The organism is Kordia sp. SMS9 (assembly GCF_003352465.1).
Taxonomy (GTDB): domain Bacteria; phylum Bacteroidota; class Bacteroidia; order Flavobacteriales; family Flavobacteriaceae; genus Kordia.
This window is the reverse complement of the sequence record NZ_CP031153.1, coordinates 4,017,276-4,038,740: the sequence shown is the minus strand read 5'-3', so window position 1 is coordinate 4,038,740 and position 21,465 is coordinate 4,017,276. Positions and strand designations below refer to the sequence as shown.

The window sequence follows — 21,465 nt, the reverse complement described above, 5'->3', positions numbered from 1 at the left end:
GGAGATAATTTGAAAACAGTCATAAAACTAAATAATAAATTTATAATGGATTTTTTATCAATAGTTGAAGGTGATGATCCGATTTTTATTCGCAATTGCGAAAAGATTATTCAAGATCGCATCCTCTATTGGAATCCCAAAGAATTATTTATTATCAGTATAAATACCACCTTTGCTAAAGCTTCTATTGAATACAACGCAGCTGATCCAAGAGAATTTGCTTTTTCGAGTGCTGGTGATAAACTTACAGTGACAAGATATCATCCTAATATATATGAACCTTCATCTACGGTATTTCTAAGAAGTTACAGAGGTTATGAACAAAAAGCGGATGCGAGTTATATTAAAAAAAGAAAAAGAGAAGAATATCGCAGCTATGAAAATTCTTATGGTCCCAAAGAATGTTATTATGAACCCATAGATGACGGACTGATCATTTATTATTCTCAAAATACACTTTCCAGAGAAGAAGCCACGATCATGTTTTTTCAAAGATTTGAAGCCCAATATGATGGAATTCTCGTTACTCTGAGTAAAGATAACAACTGGAATGTTTCTGATGCGCATGGAATTTCAATGTCTGAAATGCAGGAAATCATCAATAATATCTAAAGATACGAATTACCACAAGTAGTTATACTTCTCGCTAAGACGTAGCAAGCATCTCTAAAATCTAAACAACTTCACTCTCAAAAACTACCTGACTCGCCAAGGTCTTATGCACAGGACATTTTGCCGCAATCTCCTTTAAACGTTGTTTTTGTTCTTCTGAAAGATCGCCAATAAATTTTAGTTTTTTTGTGATGAAATCCAATCGTGTGGGTTTTTCGAGTTCAATTCCAAGTTCGGCATTTTTCTTTTTACGGTGTGAAATGTATACAAACACTTCCTGCAAATCCCAACCTTTACGATCTGCATACATTTTGAGTGTCATTGTGGTACACGCTGCCAAACTCGCATATAATAATTGATATGGCGAAGGTCCAAAATCGTCTCCACCCACGGAAATAGGTTCATCCGCGATTAAATTATGATTTTTCATCTGAATTTTTGTGGTGAAATTGTCTTCAACCAAATTCAAATGTGCAATCAATTGTTCGCCTTCGGTAGCTAACATGGCATTTTCTTGCTTTGGAAAATACCGATCTACCCAAGCACCAATCATATTTCCAGCATACATACTATCGCGTTCGTTCGTCAATAAATGATCGGCATTATCTAATGAAATAAAACTTTTTGGATGATGTGCATGTACATACAATTCTTTTGCATTTTCAATTCCCACAATCGTATCAATTGGCGAATGCATGATTAACAATGGTTTGCGTAAGTTTTTCACAATGACAGGCAAATCAGTTTTATCAAAATCGCTCACAAATTCTTGATTGATGACAAAAGGTCTGCCACCAATATTTACTTGAACGTCAGCATCATCTTGAATTTTATGAATATCATGCGAAAACAAGTGTTTTACGTGACTTACATTTGCTGGCGCACCAATTGTAGCCACCGCTTTGATATCGTTTAATTGAGAAGCCGCGACCAACACTGCCGCTCCGCCAAGTGAATGTCCGACTAATAGACTTGGTGCTGCATAGTTACTTTTTATGTATTCATGAACCGCCAAAATATCTGCGACATTTCCTGAAAAGTGACTTTCCGAAAATTCACCTTCACTCCTACCCAAACCTGTAAAATCGAAACGAACGACGCCAAAACCATGTGTTGTCAACGTTCTGCTGATATTTTTTACAGTATTTAGCGTGCTGCTACAGGTAAAACAGTGCGCAAAAATGGCGTAATAATTCGGTTTTTGATTCGCGGGTAATTCTAAAAATGCGTTTAAATTATGTCCGTTTGTGTTTTGTATTTGAAGTTTGGTGCTTTTCATCCTCTTTGTCCTTTCAATTGTATCGTATTTTAATACAAACTTAGACGTTAAAAATACGAAACATTACGAACAGCAAGAAACGGATTGTAAAAATTCAAATACGATAACTTCTGTATCAGTTCTTTAAAAAATTAAAAACTTCTTCATTGCTATACACATTCCAAGCGCTTAATTGATACAATAAATTTACTTGCGGTTTTGTCAAAGAAATTCCTTTGGTAATGCCGTTTTCAAAGATCAATTTGTATAATGGAAAATCTGGAAATTCACCTTTAGGACCTAAACAAATTTGTTCTAACACAGGCGTTTGTAGCTGATTTTGCCATTCAGGAACAGTTTCGTTGTATACCCACAAAACTTCAACCTTGTGTCCTGCGGGAATTCCCCACCATTTGTTTTCCACAGTCGTTAAATTCGTTTTGACCATGACCGTTTTTCCTTGTTTTTTAGCATCACTCAATCCTTTGTAAACAACATCAAAAGCATCTTTGGAAAAGACTTTATTGTTGATCATATTTCCGTTATCATACCCAAATAGCGGAAATAAATCACTATCAATTTGATTGGGCAATGGCGGACATGTCGCACTTGGATTCAAATCGACCGTAATTGGCGTATTTGTGTTGATAAATACCACTACTTTTTCCACACCGCGTTGTAACAGTGTGATCAATCCGTAGTTTTCCAAGTTTCCACCGTCAGTAAAACGGTATTTTTCTGCTTTTTGAATGACGCCGCTTTTGGAAATTGGCCAATATTCTTCTTGTGGAATCAAATGATCTAAGGAATACCTTAATAATATATCTGAAGATAATTGCAATAGTATATTCGAACTCACAATGGCGCCAAAAGCTGCACTACTCGTTCCAGTAGCATCTACAGCTTCAAATCGTTTTTTGGCTAGTTTTACCTTTAGTTCGTTCGCTTTGTTCTTTTCGAGTTGTGTATTTTGAGAAGAACGCAAATCGCTTCCAAAACCAAACGGCTCTACAAATCCGCCACCAACATTGAAACTTACTTTTTTACCAAAAATAAGTTCTGTATCGCTTACCGTTAACGGATGATTTGATCCTACATACAAAGGTGTATAATTGAACACGGACAAACTTTCTGGATTTCGAATTGGCAAATCTTTATCAGGACCAATTACACTTGAGTTTACTACTAAAAACGGTCGTTTTATGTCTCCTTCTTGCGAATGCACCATGATAAAATCAGATGCTTTCAGTTTCGAATTTCTCCCCAAAATAGCGTCTCTGGTAGCTGCATTCAATGTAAAATATTTGGGATTTTCAGGATCGTACAATCCAAAGGGTTTTAAATACGTATGACCAATTCCATCAATCCAAATAAAGTCCATTTCTTGAAGAATTCCAAAGGAAATTAAATCCAAGCCCAATCGCTTAAAAAGATCATCCATTAAGTTGTTCGAAATCACTTCGCCCATAAAACCTTTTGGCATTTGCTGCAGGTTTTGCAAGGTAATCTCTTTAGGAGCCATGATTGTTCCTAGAAGTTGTTTGTCATTTTCGGCACCATCTTGATAATAGGTAAAAATTGTAGACGCCCACGATCCGCCCGAAACCGCAGAAACATAGCCGATATCATCCCAAAGCTGCAAACTGTCCAAACCTTTCATTTGCCCAATGGCACAATTCATAGCGCGTGTACCGCCACCAGAAAAACAAACACCTGTTTTGGGTAAATTAAGACTCGCTTCAGGAAAATCCTGTGAAGTTTCTGCTGAACTCCACGCTAAAACTGTTGCTTTTGTTCTACAACTTGTAAAAAATACTATTGAAAAAATAAAAATAATAAGGAGTGTGAACCCTTTGTGTTGGTTCTTGATAAATGGTTGCATAGTGTTGGTTTTTAAAGTTATAATATATAAAATTTTAAACCATTAGTACCGAGTAGTTTCACGTGAATTTTAAGGGCATGAATGCTCCATTAATTTGAAGAAAATAATAAAAAAAGTGAACCGAAGTTCACTTTTATGTGTATTAAATTACGCGCACACTTGTACCGACTGGCATGTATCCGGAATTCCTCCATTACAGTATGAAAGTTCTACTGTAGGTCTAGTACAACCTTCGGCACATGTTGCTACAAGAGTATCACCTGTTACAACACAATCTCCAGAATAACATGGTCCTCTTTCAGATTTTACGGGACAAGGATCTTCTCTAGTAACGTTATTCCCTCCTGTATTATTGATGAAGTGTAATTTAGAGATTGATTTTTTGTTGAGTTTTAAAGCACTCAGATTTCTTTTTTTCATGATATTTAATTTAAAAATTATGATTTGAAATTACATTATTGAAAGTTCAAATCAAAGAAACTAATCTCGGGATTTATGAATCTGCACTAGTTTTGATTTATATGCCAAAAATATGTTAACGTGTTTTTAATCAATATTTTACAGAATAAATGCAATTCTTAAAAAGTGCTGAATCAACAAAAAACAGTTGATTTTAAAGCGCATCATGAGCTACATGAAAGCATGCTACAACCAACTTTATTACGTGCCCATTCTGGTCGTTTTACATACCATTTTTCATATTCGGGCTGTTCGTTATATGGACGTTTTAAGACTTCGTACAATTCTTCAATGATGGAATAATCGCCTTTATTCGCAGCATCAATGGCGAGTTGCGCCATGTAATTTCGCAATACAAATTTTGGGTTGACTTCATACATTTTGAATTTTCGTGTTTCGTCTTTGTCTTCTTCTTTTTGTAAGATATCAATGTATTTTGCAAACCATTTGAGCCAAGCATCTGTAGTTGCGCCTGCTAATTCTAAAGGTTTGTAAAACGATTTGTGTATTTTTTGAAAGGCTTCTTGTGGCGTATTTTTCTTTTGTACACGTGGCAATTCGCGGAAAAAGATCGTCATGTCGGTTTCTGTCAATTGTAGATTTTGTTCAACTTCTTCTATCAGTTGTTCAACTTCTTGATTTTTTTGCGTTAAACCGAGCTTTTTAGACATCATTTCAACATATTTCAAGTCGAAATTCTGCTGATAACTTTCCAAAATGTCTTCCAAAGGTTTCGCTTCTTCAATCAATGGATAGAGCGCGTTTGCAAGTTGTACTAAATTCCACAAGGTAATTCCAGGTTGATTTCCATACGCGTATCTATGATTTCTACTATCAGTTGTATTTGGCGTCCAATTGGCATCGTAGCCTTCCAGCCATCCGTACGGTCCGTAATCAATTGTGAGTCCTAAAATAGACATGTTATCCGTATTCATCACACCATGTACAAAACCAACACGTTGCCAGTGTAGCACCATTTCCAACGAATTATTCACTACTTGTTGAAAGAACGCAATGTATTTTTCTTTTCCTTCCGATTTTATATCTTTAAAGAAGTTTCGAATGGTATAATCGGCTAAATTTTTTAGGTTTTTATGATCTTTTCGAGCGGCAAATAGTTGAAAGTTTCCAAAACGCACAAAACTTGGGGAAACTCTACACACCACCGCACCTTTTTCATAAGCTTGATTGCCATCGTACAGCATGTCACGCAACACTTCATCACCTGTTAACATTAACGATAGTGAACGTGTTGTGGGAACGCCCAAATAATGCATGGCTTCACTGCACAGATGTTCTCGAATCGAAGATCGTACTACTGCCAAACCGTCCGCAGTACGCGAATACGGCGTTGCTCCTGCTCCTTTGAGTTGCAATGCCCAATGTTGTCCGTTGGCACGAATTTCCATTAAATTAATCGCTCGTCCATCGCCCAATTGTCCTGCCCAATGTCCAAATTGATGTCCGCCATAACACATCGCAAACGGATGTGTTTTTGGATAAACTTTTTTCCCTGAAAATACTTCTAGAAAATCTTCAGACTGTGTATCGCGTTCCAAATCGAGCATTTCTGCCAGTTCATCGGCAACATGAATCAGTGTAGGATGTGAAGGAATTCGCGGTGTCACATACGAATAACAGGCTTCAAACACTTTTCGGCGTGTGTTGTTTTTGTTGGGATCGGCAGGTAATTCTTTATTGAAGGTATCTTTTATATTGAGTTTCATAAGATGGCAATTCTTTTTTGTGTACTTTTTCTAAGAATTGTAAAGATACTACATATTCTGTATCACAACAATGTGTGATTTGCAGGTAAGTTTCTTAATTTTACACATGATTTTATACGAAGATGATTTTGTGGTTGCGGTAGCAAAACCTAACAATATGTTGGTACATCATTCGGCAATGGCGCGAAATCAGTCGGAAGCACAAACCTTGGTTGAAATACTGTTTGAAACATTCGGAAAACACTTTTATCCGATGCATCGCTTAGACAGAAAGACTTCGGGCATTGTGTTGTGTGCGAAAGAAAAACAGTATGTTTCGGCTTTTCAAGAACTTTTCATTACGAATCAAATTGAGAAAGTGTATTATGGCGTCGTCAGAGGATTTTCTCCCGAAAAAGGAACTATTGATTCTCCTGTAAAAGGCAGAGATGCAACTGTTCATAAAGATGCGCTGACACATTTTGAAACTGTAACAACAATTGAATTGCCAATTCCTGTACAACCGTTTGAAACGTCACGCTATAGTTTGGTAAAGCTGCTTCCCAACACAGGCAGAATGCATCAATTGCGCATTCACTTGAACAAAATTAGTCATCCGTTGATTGGCGATCCAAAATACGGCGATCGTTATCACAACCGAATGTTTCAAGCGGAATTTGAGATTTTTGAGCTTTTTCTACACGCAGCTTCGCTTTCGTTTGTGCATCCTTTTCTACAGAAACCAATGGTGATTCCGTGTTCATTCCCAAGACATTGGCATAAAATTTCAGAAAAATGTAATTGGGATTTGACGGATGATTGTTAAAAGTTTGCGCTGAAAATATAGGTCAAAGTTTGAATTTTTCATTTTATTTTGTAAATTGCTATCAAATGCGAAAGCAATATTTATAATTTCTAAAAGTAAAACATGAGTTGACAAAACTTCTAATTTATTTGAAAATAAGTTCATAACAACATCTTTTTACAGGTGAATTATGTCTAATTTTTAAATAAAAACTCATGATGAAAACAAACAAAATCGACACAATTTTAAGAATCACATTTTGGATAACAACATCTGCTATGGTTATTATTCAGATGATTTATGGATATTAATAAAACTTAAACTTAGAGAGAGTTGCGGCTCTCTCTAATAAACTAAATTTAGTATGAATTATTGAATTAAATCTTATTGGCAAACAATAATAAAAAGACTCTAATAGGATAACTATGTCTAATTATGAATAGTTATTGTCAAAGCCAATAAGAGATCAAACACCTATTAGTTTGACCTATAAATTCAATATTATGAGTAAATTAGAGATTATAGTAAGTAGATTTTTTTATGTTGTTTGTTCTTTAGGAGCAATTTTTAGAATAGTATATTTATTAATGAGGATTGAATAATCCTCATTAATTTTTTTATGTGAAATAATGAACAAAGCTGTTCATTTGAACAAAATTAGTCATCCGTTGATTGGCGATCCAAAATACGGCGATCGTTATCACAACCGAATGTTTCAAGCGGAATTTGAGATTTCTGAGCTTTTTCTACACGCAGCATCGCTTTCGTTTACACATCCTTTTCTACATAAACCTGTGGTGATTTCGTGTCCGTTCCCAAAACATTGGTATAAAATTTCAGAAAAATGCAATTGGGACTTCACTTCCTTATTGAATGTCTGACGAAATCAGTAGTTTTGTGTCTTAATTGATTTTTGATGGAACTACTTTCTTCGTTTGGACTAATTTGCATTACCTGTATTGTGATTTGGCGTGCTTGTGATGGTTTTGAAATGGCGTCTGATTTTTTGGGAAGAAACCTAAAAGAAGGCATCAAAGGTGCTACGATTAATGCGATTGGAAGTAGTTTGCCCGAGTTGTTCACCACACTATTTTTTCTGTTTGTATTGAAAGATAAAGACGGTTTTTCGGGCGGCATTGGTACAACAGCGGGAAGTGCCGTGTTTAATGCGATGATCATTCCTGCAGTAGTGATTATGGCAGTGATTGGAAAGGGAATTATTGATCGGATTCAGGTTTCTAAAAAAGTGATCAAACGCGACGGAATTTCGTTGATTTTGTGTGAAATTGTGCTGATTTTGTTGATTTCAGACACCACTTTGGACTGGTATCACGGTTTGGCGTTGATGATTTTGTACATCCTTTACATTGCATTTATGTTGCTGAGTCAAGGCTCTGGAACAGTTGATAACGATTATGAAGAATCAACCAATGGCGGGAATCGAGCAGTCGCTTTTTTTAAAGGCGATTTTGCAACGACGGTGTTGGGCGATACAAAAATCAATGTGACCAAAGCGTGGATGTTACTACTGGTTTCAATCTTTTTTATTGGAATTGCTTGTTATTGGTTGGTAGCCGCTTGCGAACAATTTGGCGACGCTATTGGAATGCCTGTATATTTTGTATCTGTTATTTTGGCTTCGGCAGCAACAAGTGTTCCCGATACTATTATTTCATGGAAAGATGCGATGAAAGGCAATTATGATGATGCGGTTGCCAATGCCTTGGGAAGTAATATTTTTGATATTTGCTTTGCGTTGGGCTTGCCGTTGTTTCTTTTTACGCTGATGCACGGACCGATTACCATGAGTGCAGATACTTTGGAAAATGTGGGACAATTGCGCGTATTACTACTAATTATTACCGTGATTGCATTTTTTGTGTATTTGGTACCAAAAGCTATTAAAAAATCGCATGGCTATTTTTTAATTAGCTTGTATGCGCTGTTTGTGTTGTATATTATTTTTAAAGGAATTGATAGCGATTTGTCAGTAATTACAAGCATTTCAAATGGATTGTCTGCAATTTCAGATTTCTTTAGTTCGATTGCTGCTGCGCTGTTCTAATTGTCATAAAAGTTAAAAAAGCGAGCTGTGACACTCGCTTTCGTACTTCTAAGCAATCGTGCAAAGTGTACACGTATGATCGTCAATAGTATCGGCACAACATAACGAACACACCGTAATTGATTGGAATGTATCTAGTGTTGTAGTGAATGTTGGATTTCCACCTGTAACTCTATTTTCTGACAGATTGGAAATAGCTCTTTTGTTTAATTGAATTTTCTTTAATTTTTCACTTTTCATATTACTGTTTGATTTTATGTTTTCTTAAAATTAATGGGAAGTTTGTGGCTGAAAAAATTATTTGAGACCTAAAGTGCTATTTAGTAGTCGTCTTTTATAAATTGTTGGGTTTCAAGTGAATTTTGAATTGCAATTTGTCTAAAAATCGCTGCTGCATTAGCCATTTGATAAGTAGAAGAAGCCTATTCTCGGCACTACTTTTGATGCCTTAAAAGCATTAACATTAAAACCGATTTTATATGAAAATGTCCAGAAACACCAATTCCGGCGTAAACGCAGGCTCTATGGCAGACATTGCGTTTTTACTATTAATTTTCTTTTTAGTGACGACTACTTTCGCTAAAGATGAAGGCATTCGTGGCGTGATTCCGAAACCTTGTCCCGAAGGTGTCGATTGCAATTCAGAGGTCAAGAAAAAGAATGTTTTTACCATTCAACTGAATCAGCATGATGAATTATTGGCCAATTACGAGCTGATTTCTTTAGCAGAATTGCGCAACACCGTTAAAGCTTTTGTAGATAATAACGGCGATGCTTCTTGCGAGTATTGTAAAGGAGAAAAAGCAGCGAATCTTTCTGAAAATCCTAAGAAAGCCATCATTTCCATCAAGACAGATCGCCAAACTTCCTATAAAACGTATGTTAGCGTACAAAACGAATTGATGGGCGCGTATTACGAACTGCGCAGCGATTTGAGCAACACCAAATTTAACAAAGCTGTAGAAGACTTGACCGAACAAGAATTGAAGGTTTTACAAGATTCGTATCCGTTTCGCATTACGGAAGCAGCTGTGAAACAATGATTTTTTAACAATTAAAAAGCCCGACACAGTTTAGTATCGGGCTTTTCTAATAAACGTGAGTTCGACTTAAAAAACCTTTATTTTACTTGTAATTTACTGAAAAATAAACACTTGTCAGTTCGAGCGCAGTCGAGAACAGCTAAGAATTGATATTTTCAAAGGAATCTCGACTGCGCTCGATTTGACATTAAGTGTAATGTATTAACAATAAAGTACATAGCATAATATTTATATCGAACTCACGTTAATAAGTAATTATTTGATTTACTGTTTGATAAACTTCTTTGTTAAAGTATGATGTCCATCAGAGACTTCTAAAAAGTATACTCCCGAAGGTATTTTATGTAGTTGTAGTTGTTTGCTCGCAGTTCCTGAAGCAATGGTTTGTCCGTACACATTCATAATGGTATAGGTTTTGGCTGTTCCACGATCTAATTGAATGTTAATCAAATTACCACGCACAGGATTTGGAAAGATTGTCAACGTATTTGCTATACTAGTATCTACCAAAGTGTCTTCTTTCGTTTCTTTCGTTTCTTTGGTATTCACCGTTTCTTGGCGTGGTAACATTGTTGTATTCAGTGCGATATTGTCAATAGCAACATCCGCTTGCCAAGTGCCGCCAGTAACTCTGTTGAAACGGAACTGCACACTTCCGCCAACATATTCTGAGATATCTAAATTGACGTTATTCCATTGATTTCCTTTGTTGCCAGATTCTAACCAAATGGTTGTCCATGATTGTGCATTGTCTTCGCTAATATCAAGTGAGATGGTTCCTGAATCACTAGATCCGAACATGTGATAGCTAAAGCTAAAAATAGCACTAGTTTCATTTGTTAAATCAAAACATGGTGAATTGATAATTGCTTGTTTGTTAGGAAAACCTGTACCATTTCCAGAAGCTTCTACATAAATGTATGTGTTTCCATTAATAGCACCTGAAGGGCCAGTTCCGTTAGAAGGTGTTCCTCCTGAACGCACTGTCCAATTAAGGTCATCTTGAAACGATTGTGTCCACGCTCCTATCGAATTTTCATAACTTTCCGCGTATGGAAATGTTCCAATTCCATTTGCACAACCTTCTACTGTAATTACTTCATCTAACAAGCGAATGTTGTCAATCGCAATATCAGCGCGCCATGTACTTCCTGTAATTCTGTTGAATCGCAGTTGTACGGTGCTTCCTGTATACGCGGTCAAATCAATATTGGTTGTTTGCCAAGCATCTCCTTGATTTCCTGTTTTGGTCCAAATAGAAGTCCAGGTAGTTCCATTGTCTTCACTAATGTCAACATCTAAGGTTCCCATATCGGTTCCAAACATGTGATAACTGAAACTAAAAGTTGCTGCTGTCAATTGTGTCAAATCAAAGCATGGAGATGTGATAATTGCTTGTTTGTCAGGATACCCTGTACCATTTCCAGAGGCTTCCACGTAAATATAGGTGTTTCCATCAATTGCACTTGACGGACCAGTTCCGTTAGATGGTGTGCCGCCTGAATTCAGCGTCCAATCAATATCATCTTGTGACGATTGTACCCAATTGCCTAGTGTGTTTTCAAAACTTTTGGTGTATGGAAACGTACTGATTCCATTGGCACATCCATTTCCAATCGCTTCTACCAACACCGTTCTAATGACTTCTACGGCAGCATTTCCAGCAAGATCCGTCACGTTGTAACGAATTATATATGTTCCTACAACAGAGGTATCAACTGTTCCGCTAATAGAAATGTTTGAAGAAATATCTCCGTCAATATTATCTAGAGCTGCTGCCCCAAATTCTGTATACACATCGCCGACATTAAGTGTTATCACAGCCTCTCCAAGTAAGGTAATGACAGGAATGGTTGTATCGGCTATGATGTTTACGGTACGCGTTACTTCTGTGGCAGCGTTTCCAGCAGCGTCACTTACATTGTAGGTAATGAAATATGTTCCTGCTACAGAGGTATCAACCGTTCCATTAATCAGTATGTTTCCTGTAAGATTTCCGTCAATATTGTCTGTTGCTGTGGCGCCTAATTCATTATACGTATCGCCCACATTTAGATTGATGGTTGCGTCTCCGTTTAAGGTAATGACAGGAATGGTCGTATCTGCAAATACATTGACAGTACGCGTTACTTCTGCGGCAGCGTTCCCAGCGGCATCACTTACATTGTACAGAATGATATAGGTTCCTGCTACGGAAGTGTCTACCGATCCAGTGATATTGATGATGTTGGAAAGATCGCCATCCACATTATCAACCGCAGTGGCACCAAGTTCCGTATAGAGATCACCCACATTTAGATTCACCGTTGCGTCACCGTTTAGGGTGATGACAGGTGGCAAATCATCCACAGGTTCTATGACGTTTACCGTTCTTGTGACTTGTGTAGCTTCATTTCCTGCGGTGTCTCTTACATCGTAAAATAGTGTATAGCTTCCTACAACTGCTGTATTTACAGTTCCCGTTACTTCAATTAGATCCGTAAGATCACCATCCACATTGTCAATGGCAGTAGCACCTGCATCTGTGTATGATTCGTTTACAACTAGTTGAATAGGATTTTCTCCTAATAGTGTAATAATAGGCGGAACCGAATCTTGTTCGCCAGAAACGATCGTTACAGTGTAATCTTCTACTTCACCATAATTGAATGTTTCGCAAGGTGTTGGCATGGCGTTGTATCTCATTGAAATTCGCATTCTTGTGGTTCCATTCGGTACTGATGTTGGAATGGTAATCATTGTACTTACAGGAGTTTGTTGCGTATTGCTTTGTGTCCATACTTGTTCTCCAGCATCTGTAAAATCACCATCTTGATTGTAATCAATCCAAGCGGCATAGGATTCGTTGTATACGGTTGTTGGCCAAGTTGGTGTTACCGTAAGGATGTATTGTCCATTTTTGATCAATTCCGTAGATATGTTTGTAAAATCTGAATAGAATTGCGCACCAGAAGCATTGTTAATAGCTCCAAATTGCACATTGCTAATGTATTCATCGTTTTGACTTGTACTTTGTGAATCGCAATAGTTCAATACAGCGCTTTGTAATGTTATAATTGTAACTTCATTACTGGATGCAGATTCGTTTCCTGCCGCATCAAATGCCGTTATTTTAAATGTATAAATTGTATTTGGTGCTAAATTGGTCACCACAAAACTATTGCTTACTTCTGTTGCTACGATTACATCATCTTGGTATATATTATACCCTGTAAGATCTACATTGTCCATAGAGGGCGCCCAAAGCAAATCTGTTGTTGTCTCAGTAGTATTGACTGCTGTTAAATTAGATGGTGCTGTTGGCGGTTCGGTATCTTGTGCTATGTCTGTAACAATTGCGATGGTTTGCGAACTAGAAAAGTATCCGCAAGTACCTGCCGTATATGTTATTACATAATCTCCAAGTGCGGAATTTGCCACATCAATTTCTCCTGTGTTGGCATTTATTGCCAATCCTGCAGGTGCAGAAAAGATGCCGTTAGAAACTCCTCCTATAATTGGTGATGGATTTGGACCATTGATAGTATACATATCTGACGCATACCCAAAACTCGTATAGTTGTTGTAATGTGTGTTGATAAAGTTTAAAACCACTGCTGCATAGTCTTTTGCAAATGGAACTAAGGTTTGCGGACGCGTATCATACACTTGACCATTGTAGGTTCCTAAGTCGCGCACACGTCGGTTGACTTCCGTCATGATGCCGTCAATGTTTCCAGCTCCTCCTACTCCATTGCTGGTTCCGTTTCCAGATCCGTGACGACGATTGTTGTAAAAGTCACCATCAAAATACGGAGTTCCGTATGGACGCGTATCATCACAGGTTACTGTTCCGTTGCTGGTGGCACTAGGGATGGCTCTGTATCCGCTTGTGTTGCCACATTCTGGATAGCCTAAACTTGCATAGAACGTTCCGGATGCATCTTGAAACATTTGTCCTAAACTGTTATTTCCTCTGATGAGTTCTTCGTGTGTAAGATTGTTTAGATTGTTGTTTACTAGGTTTCTAATTGTAGATTTATTGATGATGTTTGCAGCATTTAGGTCGCTATTGTTCAATTCTGCGGAAGCGATATTATACCCAACTTCAATGCGAGGAATGGCATGACTTTGACCGTGTAAGTCAATGTAGAGTCCTTTTCCCCAGTTGGTTTCTACCGATGCACTGGCTTGATCAATGAATCCGTGAAAGGCATTCCAATGATCGGCTGCGTTTGCATTGCCACAAGTTGCTTCGTTGATGTCACGGTTCGGATCGAGTTTTGATCGATGTAAGTTATTGATGATAACGTGCGCATAACAACCTGTGAGTTCAAAGATTTCTTTTTGAATTTCACGTACCAAGATGTCGGTATTGTCATCTCTTTCATTGGTTCCGCAGGTTCTGTCGGGTAACGAACTGTCATTATCTGGATAAAAAATACCGCCAATCGTTTGTCCTGATTGCTGTATGCCGCCATGTGGTGCTGAAATGATGATGGGTAAATTTCCTGGAATATACTCAATGTAGTTTCGCGTATCGCCTACGGTTTGTTCGTAATACGTAGATACGCCTGGTGTTTGTGCTTGAACATAGGATGTAAGCAAACAGAACACCATAAGGTGTAAAGCTTTTTTCATGGTTTTTACAAATTTAGGTTAAGTTCAATCGATTATTTATTGGGATAAATAATCTCTTAAAACAGTTTCGTTTTTGTGAAATAGACATTTAGGGCAAAATGTATATTTCTAGGGCTATTTGGTAATGATTTGATATAAATAGATTCATTTGAAATGATATTTGAGTCTATTTAGTCAGCTACAGTAAAACATTGTTAGTAGGTAGCATTTATCGTTTAAATGCAAAATAAATCGCTTAAATGCAGCTTTCTTTAACAAATTTAAAGAATATAAAAAGGGAAGTGCGTTGGTTTAGCCTTATAAAGTTTAGGGTATTAACCTATATAATTGTAACATTCCGTGGTATTTTTAACATTTTTTCACAATTTGTTAAGAAAAAAAGGCACTCTTTGTTAAAAAATGCCTTTGATTCCTAAGAGGTGAGTTTTTTATTTTTTTAATGCTTCTACATGAAACATTGGATCTTTATTGAATTGTTTCCAGTCAGCTTCCAAAGCCTTGTAAAGTGCATCTATATCTTTTAGTGCTGCTTCTGAAAGTTCAATTTTACTGTTTTCTAATTTACTGTTTTTTGTTAATTTGATGATGTAATCCATCAGTGTGTAGCAGGTTGTAAATTGACCACACGCGATGAGTGTATCCATTCTTCCTTTGGCAATATCTGTTTTGTCCCACCAAAGTGTGGTAGGCGTTTCAGAAGCGGTTAAGGCTACATTTTCCAATAATGTGGAAGGTTTTGTCGTAATGTCATTGTTGAATGCTGCTCTGCCATATACGGTTTTGGCGCCATTGAGTTGATATACCGTTGAGGTAACCGATTTGAATTCGCGTCCTTTTTTAAAGTATAGAAATTTATAATTTAAACGGCGTATTTGCTTTAGAAAGATGTCATTTACCATGACAACCGTGGTACTGATACGTTCTGTGAGCATACGCTGTACCAAGTCTAACCGAAGTTTTCTAAACGTTAACACATCGTCAACCAAGGGTTTTGGTACATTTTTTCGGAACATGGAAGAAACCCAATTGACTGCAATTCCTTTAATGATTCCTGCAACAATTCCAAAAAGCATAAGTAAGATTCCTACTCCTGTGATGATTCCTCCAATGATGTATAACGCTGGCCATGCTTGCCCTTTGATGATTTCAAAAGAATTGAAAACCATCATCAAGATTCCAATCAATAATAATATCCAATAGAGTGGTTTTACACCAAAGTAACTGAGTATTTTGGAGGTTTTCGTTTTAATGTCATCACCTTCATAGATTGTTTTCGGTTCTGGTTTCCAAGGTATCATTTTATAACTCGCCACGTCACTTACAATGATCAAGTCTAACTCACGTTTTTTTGTAGGATCGTTTTCGTTCTTTCTGCGTTCACTAATGCGCATCATGCTTCCAATTCCTTGATTGTCAGCAATTCCGCCATCCATAATTCCAACACCGTCTGCAAAGAGTTCTAAATTTTTGACGGCTTTGTATTGACTAGTTTCTTGGTCACTGATGTAATCATCGGGAAATACCAAGGGTTCAAAACCTAACGGAAAACAAGAGGAAGAAGCAACAATATCCGCCAGTTGTATGTCATTTTTTATTTTGGTGACTTGTGATTTCCCCAAAGGATTGTTCCCAAATCGTCCTGTGTTTTGAAAACGAAATACGAGTCCGAAAGAAAAATCGGTAGCATTAAAGCAGACATATTTTAAATTCGGCGCTGTTGGTTTTGCAAACAGTCCAAAATCACCTTGATAAATGTCCATATCTGCATACGTCAATGCAAACGCGTTGATGAGCGAACGTTTTTTATGTGGATGATCTTTCCATACTTGGTCATTGCTTAGTTTTGCAATCGCTGTTTGTAAGAGTTTGTCCTTTTCCGGATCAAAGTTGGCATAGAATTTTTGAAAGAAGGTTTCAAAATCAAAATTTGGATCTTGCACCGCTTTGGAATACGCAACACCAAATAAGGTTCCGCCACTCACGGTACTTACCGCTTCTACATTATTAATGAGTGCACTTCCTTGATATTGTATTTTATGAAGGTACGAAACAACTCCAAGCGAAAAAAACGTAGCGCGATACCCGCCGCCACTGAAGCAGAGTCCGATGCTTTTAAATGGAATAAAGTCTTTTGACATAATAGGTGTTTATGGTTGGTTTTAGTTGATTACTTGTTTAAAAAGGCGCTATTTATTTGGGGAAGTCTTTCAAATATAGTGAATTTTTCACTTCGACAAGCTCAGTGGAAACTTTTCGACAAAGTTCAGTGTAAACTATATCGACAAGCTCAGTGTAAACTTTTCGACAAGCTCAGTGTAAACTTTTTGAAAAGCTCAATGTAAATATTACTGTACTTACATTTGTATAGATGAATTGAAAAACTTTAGAAACTGCTCATACAATCATTAAAAGCGGTTGTTTGTCCTTTTTAATAGGTTCGCAAATGGTCTTTGCCCCTCTAAGAGATGGTTTGAAGCGGTTCTGTATCGCTTCGAGTCGGTGTTTTATAGACTATATTGGGTTCAGAACTGGTTGCAAGCGGTATGTGAACCGAATATATTCTTTATGGAATTCAAATTAAATGTACATCAACGTCAAATAATGATTTGCACTACCGAAAATAAACGGCAAGTAACCTTACAAAACCTTTACAGTATTGGTTGAAAAGATTGTTGAAGTGCTTTGTATGATTGATTTACTACGTATTTCATTGAACGCCGTCAAAATGTTAGTAGACACCTTTTATTGTTTAAAAAATGATACTGTCAAGCAGCTATACTTATTCTGTTTTATTGTCGTCATCCACTTTGCCTTCCATGATGCGTTCGTAGATTTTTTTGACTTCTTTGGGTAAGTTTGTATCAAAATTTGGATCGTTGTCGTGTTCAATGGCAGTTCTGATCGCTTCTTCAATAATGTACCACGCCATGTTTTTATTTTTAAAATCTTTTACAGGTTTGGCGATGTACGGCAAAGCAGTGTACTTTCCTAAATCGTATTTTGCATCTTTTCGTTGCCAACGACAGAAATCGAGAATGATTGGAATGATTTTTACCTGTTTGCTTGGCATCAACTTCGCTTCTATTTCTTTCTGACGACGTGCAATGGCTGTTTTGATTTCATGTTCCTTGATGTATTTCGTTGCCAAAAAGTTGGGACTCACCATAAAGAAAATGATATCTGCTTGATTAAATTTCTCTTGAATTTCCTTATTCCATTCCGTTCCAGCTTCCAATTGCGAACAATACCACGGATTTTCTATCAAACCATCGTCATGCAACGGGACTAAGTTTTTGATGAATTCATTCACGAGTTTTAAGTCGTCTTTGGAATAACTAATGGCTACTTTTTTCATAGTTCCTTGCAATTCTTTGTCTAAATATGTATTGAATTGAAACACCGAAAACGCTTTAAACGAGGTTTCATCGTCGTACTGAAACGCTTTGATGGTGTATATTTTGTTTTGAACATTTTCATACAGTTGTTGCACGTTTACATAATATTTTCCGTCCACACTGACGCCAATATTGACTTTGTCACTGTACCAACCACTATTTTTTGAAATGCCGTCTTTTCCTTTTGAATGTAATTTGTAATTTTTAAAGCCAGTTCTGTCCATTTCATTTTCTAGACTTTCCAATTCATACTTGGAAACTTTGTCTTTGTGAATGACGCTGATGATGAAATCCACCACTTCTTTTTGCAAGGGCTGATTTTTCTCTTGTTGATCGCCATACAACAACAAACGCATTTGCTTTCGATCGTATTCTATCAATAACAAGTGTCCGTCTTTTTCAATGACCAAGCCTTTTTGCCAAAACATAAAGGAATTGTCTTTTTTAATGACACTTGCATATTCCGTAAAAATATCTAACAAAATGCTATTCATTAAATAATGATCAGAAGACACCATAATTGTTGCCGCACCAAAGGTATATTCTTTAAGCAATTGCAACCAAGTAGGCGCTATTTCGGGTAAATATTGTGGTGCGTACCAACAACCATCTTGCGCTTTAAAAATCAATTTGAAACCGCTTAATAGTTTCTCTAAATCTTTTTCGTTTAAGCCTAATTTATTATTGTCAGCAGCTTTTTTTAATTCATCGCCTAATTTCCCTTGCTGTGTTTTAAGGTTTTTGTTTAAAATCTTTTCATAAATCAAGTCTAACAATACTTCGGGTTGTGTAAAAATTTTATTGGGCAATTGCTCATGAAAATACAGCAAACAACCTAATTTATGAAGTGTTTGTAAAATGATATTGTCTATTTGTTTGAACCGTTTTTTATACGCTTGTAAAGTCCACACGTTTTCTTCTGAGTCCTCTAAAACATCACGAATTTCAGCATATTCTGGCGGATGTTTATTTTTTTGATGCAACATGTCAATCCGTTCGTCTAGCAACTCAAACATACCTTCCAACCGTTTTTGATGCCATAAACTGACCGAGCAAGTATTCAGCATGAATGTAGGTTTGCTTGTATCTTTTTCTTTGTGTGGCGAATAGATATTGAACTTTTTCAAATACTTGTGTGCTGGAAAATGCGCATAGAATTCTACTTCGCCTTTATCGTCAATATGATCAATTTTATTTTCGATCAATACCATTTCAATAGGACTTTCGTCTTTGCTCAACTGTTCCGAACAACGCAGCCAATAATCCAATTGAAAAACTTGTTCACCAGTTACACGTGTGTTCGACATGTTTTTTGCCCACAACAACACATGCAAGGCTTGCGGACTGAAAAACAATTGGTGTGTGGCATGAAAATACTCTTGTCCGCCAAAATCCCAAATATGCAATAGTGGCTTTTCTAAACCTTTTTTTTGCAATTCTTCATACACCAATCCGTGTGTGGAATCACTATGTTCAGGATAGGGATTAGTAATTTTTTTGTCTTTATACCATTGCTCCCAATACGATAACAAATTCGATTTCCCAATATTAGTATTTCCCAATAGCAATACTTTAATATCATGTAAAAGTACTTTTTCTTCTTTCTTTGCTTTGGCTTTTTCGTTTAGCTGCAACCAACGTACAAGTTCTTTAGGGGAACTTTTTAAAATCGTTTCTGGAACGTTTTCGATGGGATTATCATTGAGAAGTAAGTATTGTAAAGAAGTTAATTTGGAAAGTGCGGATATATCTTGAATTTGATTATCATAAAGATCCAAATATATTAAGGAAGTTAGCTTTGAAAGTGCTTCGATATCTTGAATTTTATTATTAGAAAGATACAATTTTTCTAAAGAAGTCAACTTGGAAAGTGCTTCGATATCTTGAATTTTATTTTTAAAAAGATCCAAGTATTTCATCGAAGTCAATTTGGAAAGTGCTTTGATATCTTGAAGCTGATTAAAAGAAAGATCCAAAACTGTCAACGAAGTCAACTTGGAAAGTGCTTCGATATCTTGTATTTGATTACTAGAAAGTGACAACACGATCAACGAAGTCAACTTCGCAATAAAATCAATGTTAGAGATTTCTTTGTCTAATATAATCAATTTTATGAGCTTTCCATCTTTGTTAAGTTCATAATTTTTTTTATGAAGCGTGAATCCTAGTGCGGCTTCTACATAAGCTAATTCGTTTTTAAAATCTTTTGGATCGAGTGTTGTGGACATGTAGTGTGGTTGCTGGTTTTGTTTGGTCTTACGAAGTTAGGGAATAAAATCTTACACTTCGACAGGCTCAGTGTAAACTTATCGACAAGCTCAGTGTAAACTTTTCGACAGGCTCAGTGTAAACTTATCGACAAGCTCAGTGTAAACTTATCGACAGGCTCAGTGTAAACTTTTCGACAAAGCTCAGTGTAAACTTATCGACAAGCTCAGTGTAAACTTTTCGACAGGCTCAGTGTAAACTTTGGACTAGATTTTCTTATGTTTTTGGACTTTATTTGTGGTAATCTTATGTTTCAAATTGTACATACGTTTTACAACAAACAGACTGCCACGTCGCTTTGCTTCTCGCAGTGACGTTTTAAATCTCAAAATGTAAAATGTGTCACATCAAGCGCAGTGACGATTCAAAACTCAAAATATAAAATGTGTCACATCAAGCGCAGTCGAGATGCTAAATTTTAACTGTAAACGTGCTAGAATCAAAGCTGTTCTCGACACATCAAATCACAGATTTGACACTCGAACTGACGGACAGTAATAATAAAAAATAATTCGTGTATTCGTGGTAAAAAAAATAAAGAAACTAGTGAGTTCAATCTTTTAATCAAAATCGCTTGTTTTTGTCATAGAAATCGAACTGACGGACAGTAATAAGAAAAAAAATTGTGTATTCGTGGTAAAAAAATAAAGAAACTAGTGAGTTCAATCTTTTAATCAAAATCGCTTGCTTTTGTCATAGAAATCGATCTGACAGACAGTAATAAGAAAAATAATTCGTGTATTCGTGGTAAAAAAATAAAGAAACTAGTGAGTTCAATCTTTTAATCAAAATCGCTTGCTTTTGTCATAGAAATCGAACGGACGTTTGGAACTTCTTTCTATAATACGTTTTAAAATAAACAGACTGCCACGTCGCTTTGCTTCTCGCAGTGACGTTTTAAAACTCAAAATGTAAAATGTGTCACATCGAGCGCAGTGACGATTCAAAACTCAAAATATAAAATGTGTCACATCGAGCGCAGTCGAGATGCTAAATTTTAACTGTAAACGTGCTGAAATCGAAGCTGTTCTCGATACATCAAATCTACGATTTGACACTCGAACGGACGTTTGGAACTTCAAACAACAGATACGTTTTTATAATAAACAGACTGCCACGTTGCTTTGCTTCTCGCAGTGACGATTCAAAACTCAAAATGTAAAATGTGTCACATCGAGCGCAGTCGAGATGCTAAATTTTAACTGTAAACGTGCTAGAATCGAAGTTGTTCTCGATACATCAAATCTACGATTTGACACTCGAACGGACGTTTGGAACTTCAAACAACAGATCCGTTTTAAAATAAACAGACTGCCGCGTCGCTTTGCTTCTCGCAGTGACGTTTTAAAACT

At 36.6% G+C, this 21,465-nt stretch carries 13 protein-coding genes; 5 read left to right on the top strand and 8 right to left on the bottom strand.

The features are described 5' to 3' along the window. Positions 1-45: 45 nt before the first annotated feature. The gene (locus KORDIASMS9_RS17135; protein WP_114904012.1) at positions 46-612 is read left to right on the top strand and encodes a hypothetical protein; all 567 of its coding nucleotides are present in this window, start codon (positions 46-48) and stop codon (positions 610-612) included. 61 nt (positions 613-673) lie between these two features. Here the strand turns inward: KORDIASMS9_RS17135 and KORDIASMS9_RS17130 are convergent, their stop codons facing one another. The 4 genes from KORDIASMS9_RS17130 to KORDIASMS9_RS17115 form a co-directional block, all read right to left on the bottom strand. Beyond that, complete coding sequence (locus KORDIASMS9_RS17130; RefSeq protein WP_114904011.1) at positions 674-1,891, bottom strand: bifunctional alpha/beta hydrolase/OsmC family protein; 1,218 nt, start codon at positions 1,889-1,891, stop codon at positions 674-676. Positions 1,892-2,006: 115 nt separating this feature from the next. Further along, a complete protein-coding gene (locus tag KORDIASMS9_RS17125; RefSeq protein ID WP_114904010.1) occupies positions 2,007-3,752 on the bottom strand; it encodes a hypothetical protein in 1,746 nt (581 codons plus the stop codon). 147 nt (positions 3,753-3,899) lie between these two features. Further along, the gene (locus tag KORDIASMS9_RS17120) at positions 3,900-4,172 is read right to left on the bottom strand and encodes a hypothetical protein (RefSeq protein WP_114904009.1); all 273 of its coding nucleotides are present in this window, start codon (positions 4,170-4,172) and stop codon (positions 3,900-3,902) included. Between the two features lie 203 nt (positions 4,173-4,375). After that, positions 4,376-5,938 carry a YdiU family protein gene (locus KORDIASMS9_RS17115; RefSeq protein WP_114904008.1) on the bottom strand — a complete coding sequence of 521 codons (1,563 nt, stop codon included), beginning with the start codon at positions 5,936-5,938 and terminating at the stop codon, positions 4,376-4,378. Between the two features lie 106 nt (positions 5,939-6,044). Between KORDIASMS9_RS17115 and KORDIASMS9_RS17110 the strand changes: the two genes are divergently transcribed. From KORDIASMS9_RS17110 to KORDIASMS9_RS17100, 3 genes are all read left to right on the top strand, one after another. Beyond that, positions 6,045-6,743, top strand: a complete 699-nt coding sequence (locus tag KORDIASMS9_RS17110) for a pseudouridine synthase (RefSeq protein ID WP_114904007.1) — start codon at positions 6,045-6,047, stop codon at positions 6,741-6,743. Between the two features lie 608 nt (positions 6,744-7,351). Beyond that, complete coding sequence (locus KORDIASMS9_RS17105) at positions 7,352-7,603, top strand: hypothetical protein (protein ID WP_114904006.1); 252 nt, start codon at positions 7,352-7,354, stop codon at positions 7,601-7,603. Between the two features lie 35 nt (positions 7,604-7,638). Beyond that, positions 7,639-8,787 carry a sodium:calcium antiporter gene (locus KORDIASMS9_RS17100; RefSeq protein WP_114904005.1) on the top strand — a complete coding sequence of 383 codons (1,149 nt, stop codon included), beginning with the start codon at positions 7,639-7,641 and terminating at the stop codon, positions 8,785-8,787. A 48-nt stretch (positions 8,788-8,835) separates the two neighbouring features. On the opposite strand, the gene KORDIASMS9_RS17095 is transcribed toward KORDIASMS9_RS17100, so the two are convergent. Beyond that, a complete protein-coding gene (locus KORDIASMS9_RS17095; RefSeq protein ID WP_114904004.1) occupies positions 8,836-9,027 on the bottom strand; it encodes a hypothetical protein in 192 nt (63 codons plus the stop codon). 239 nt (positions 9,028-9,266) lie between these two features. Here KORDIASMS9_RS17095 and KORDIASMS9_RS17090 point away from each other — a divergent pair, with 239 nt between their 5' ends. Continuing rightward, entirely contained in the window at positions 9,267-9,830 is a 564-nt protein-coding gene (locus tag KORDIASMS9_RS17090) for a biopolymer transporter ExbD (RefSeq protein ID WP_240321075.1), read from the top strand. A 264-nt stretch (positions 9,831-10,094) separates the two neighbouring features. Here the strand turns inward: KORDIASMS9_RS17090 and KORDIASMS9_RS17085 are convergent, their stop codons facing one another. The 3 genes from KORDIASMS9_RS17085 to KORDIASMS9_RS17075 all read right to left on the bottom strand — a co-directional run bounded on the left by KORDIASMS9_RS17085 (position 10,095) and on the right by KORDIASMS9_RS17075 (position 20,073). Further along, positions 10,095-14,450 (bottom strand): immunoglobulin-like domain-containing protein, encoded by a 4,356-nt coding sequence (locus KORDIASMS9_RS17085; protein ID WP_114904003.1) that lies wholly within the window; start codon positions 14,448-14,450, stop codon positions 10,095-10,097. Positions 14,451-14,878: 428 nt separating this feature from the next. After that, positions 14,879-16,588 (bottom strand): patatin-like phospholipase family protein, encoded by a 1,710-nt coding sequence (locus tag KORDIASMS9_RS17080; protein WP_114904002.1) that lies wholly within the window; start codon positions 16,586-16,588, stop codon positions 14,879-14,881. A gap of 641 nt (positions 16,589-17,229) precedes the next feature. Then, positions 17,230-20,073 carry a leucine-rich repeat domain-containing protein gene (locus tag KORDIASMS9_RS17075; protein ID WP_114904001.1) on the bottom strand — a complete coding sequence of 948 codons (2,844 nt, stop codon included), beginning with the start codon at positions 20,071-20,073 and terminating at the stop codon, positions 17,230-17,232. Between the last annotated feature and the right edge of the window lie 1,392 nt (positions 20,074-21,465).

Excerpts from the sequence above, each read along its gene's own strand:
- KORDIASMS9_RS17120 (WP_114904009.1), bottom strand. The coding sequence starts at position 4,172 with ATGAAAAAAAGAAATCTGAGTGCTTTAAAACTCAACAAAAAATCAATC.
- KORDIASMS9_RS17125 (WP_114904010.1), bottom strand. The coding sequence starts at position 3,752 with ATGCAACCATTTATCAAGAACCAACACAAAGGGTTCACACTCCTTATT.
- KORDIASMS9_RS17130 (WP_114904011.1), bottom strand. The coding sequence starts at position 1,891 with ATGAAAAGCACCAAACTTCAAATACAAAACACAAACGGACATAATTTA.
- KORDIASMS9_RS17105 (WP_114904006.1), top strand. The coding sequence starts at position 7,352 with ATGAACAAAGCTGTTCATTTGAACAAAATTAGTCATCCGTTGATTGGC.
- KORDIASMS9_RS17080 (WP_114904002.1), bottom strand. The coding sequence starts at position 16,588 with ATGTCAAAAGACTTTATTCCATTTAAAAGCATCGGACTCTGCTTCAGT.
- KORDIASMS9_RS17110 (WP_114904007.1), top strand. The coding sequence starts at position 6,045 with ATGATTTTATACGAAGATGATTTTGTGGTTGCGGTAGCAAAACCTAAC.
- KORDIASMS9_RS17135 (WP_114904012.1), top strand. The coding sequence starts at position 46 with ATGGATTTTTTATCAATAGTTGAAGGTGATGATCCGATTTTTATTCGC.
- KORDIASMS9_RS17115 (WP_114904008.1), bottom strand. The coding sequence starts at position 5,938 with ATGAAACTCAATATAAAAGATACCTTCAATAAAGAATTACCTGCCGAT.
- KORDIASMS9_RS17095 (WP_114904004.1), bottom strand. The coding sequence starts at position 9,027 with ATGAAAAGTGAAAAATTAAAGAAAATTCAATTAAACAAAAGAGCTATT.
- KORDIASMS9_RS17075 (WP_114904001.1), bottom strand. The coding sequence starts at position 20,073 with ATGTCCACAACACTCGATCCAAAAGATTTTAAAAACGAATTAGCTTAT.
- KORDIASMS9_RS17090 (WP_240321075.1), top strand. The coding sequence starts at position 9,267 with ATGAAAATGTCCAGAAACACCAATTCCGGCGTAAACGCAGGCTCTATG.
- KORDIASMS9_RS17100 (WP_114904005.1), top strand. The coding sequence starts at position 7,639 with ATGGAACTACTTTCTTCGTTTGGACTAATTTGCATTACCTGTATTGTG.
- KORDIASMS9_RS17085 (WP_114904003.1), bottom strand. The coding sequence starts at position 14,450 with ATGAAAAAAGCTTTACACCTTATGGTGTTCTGTTTGCTTACATCCTAT.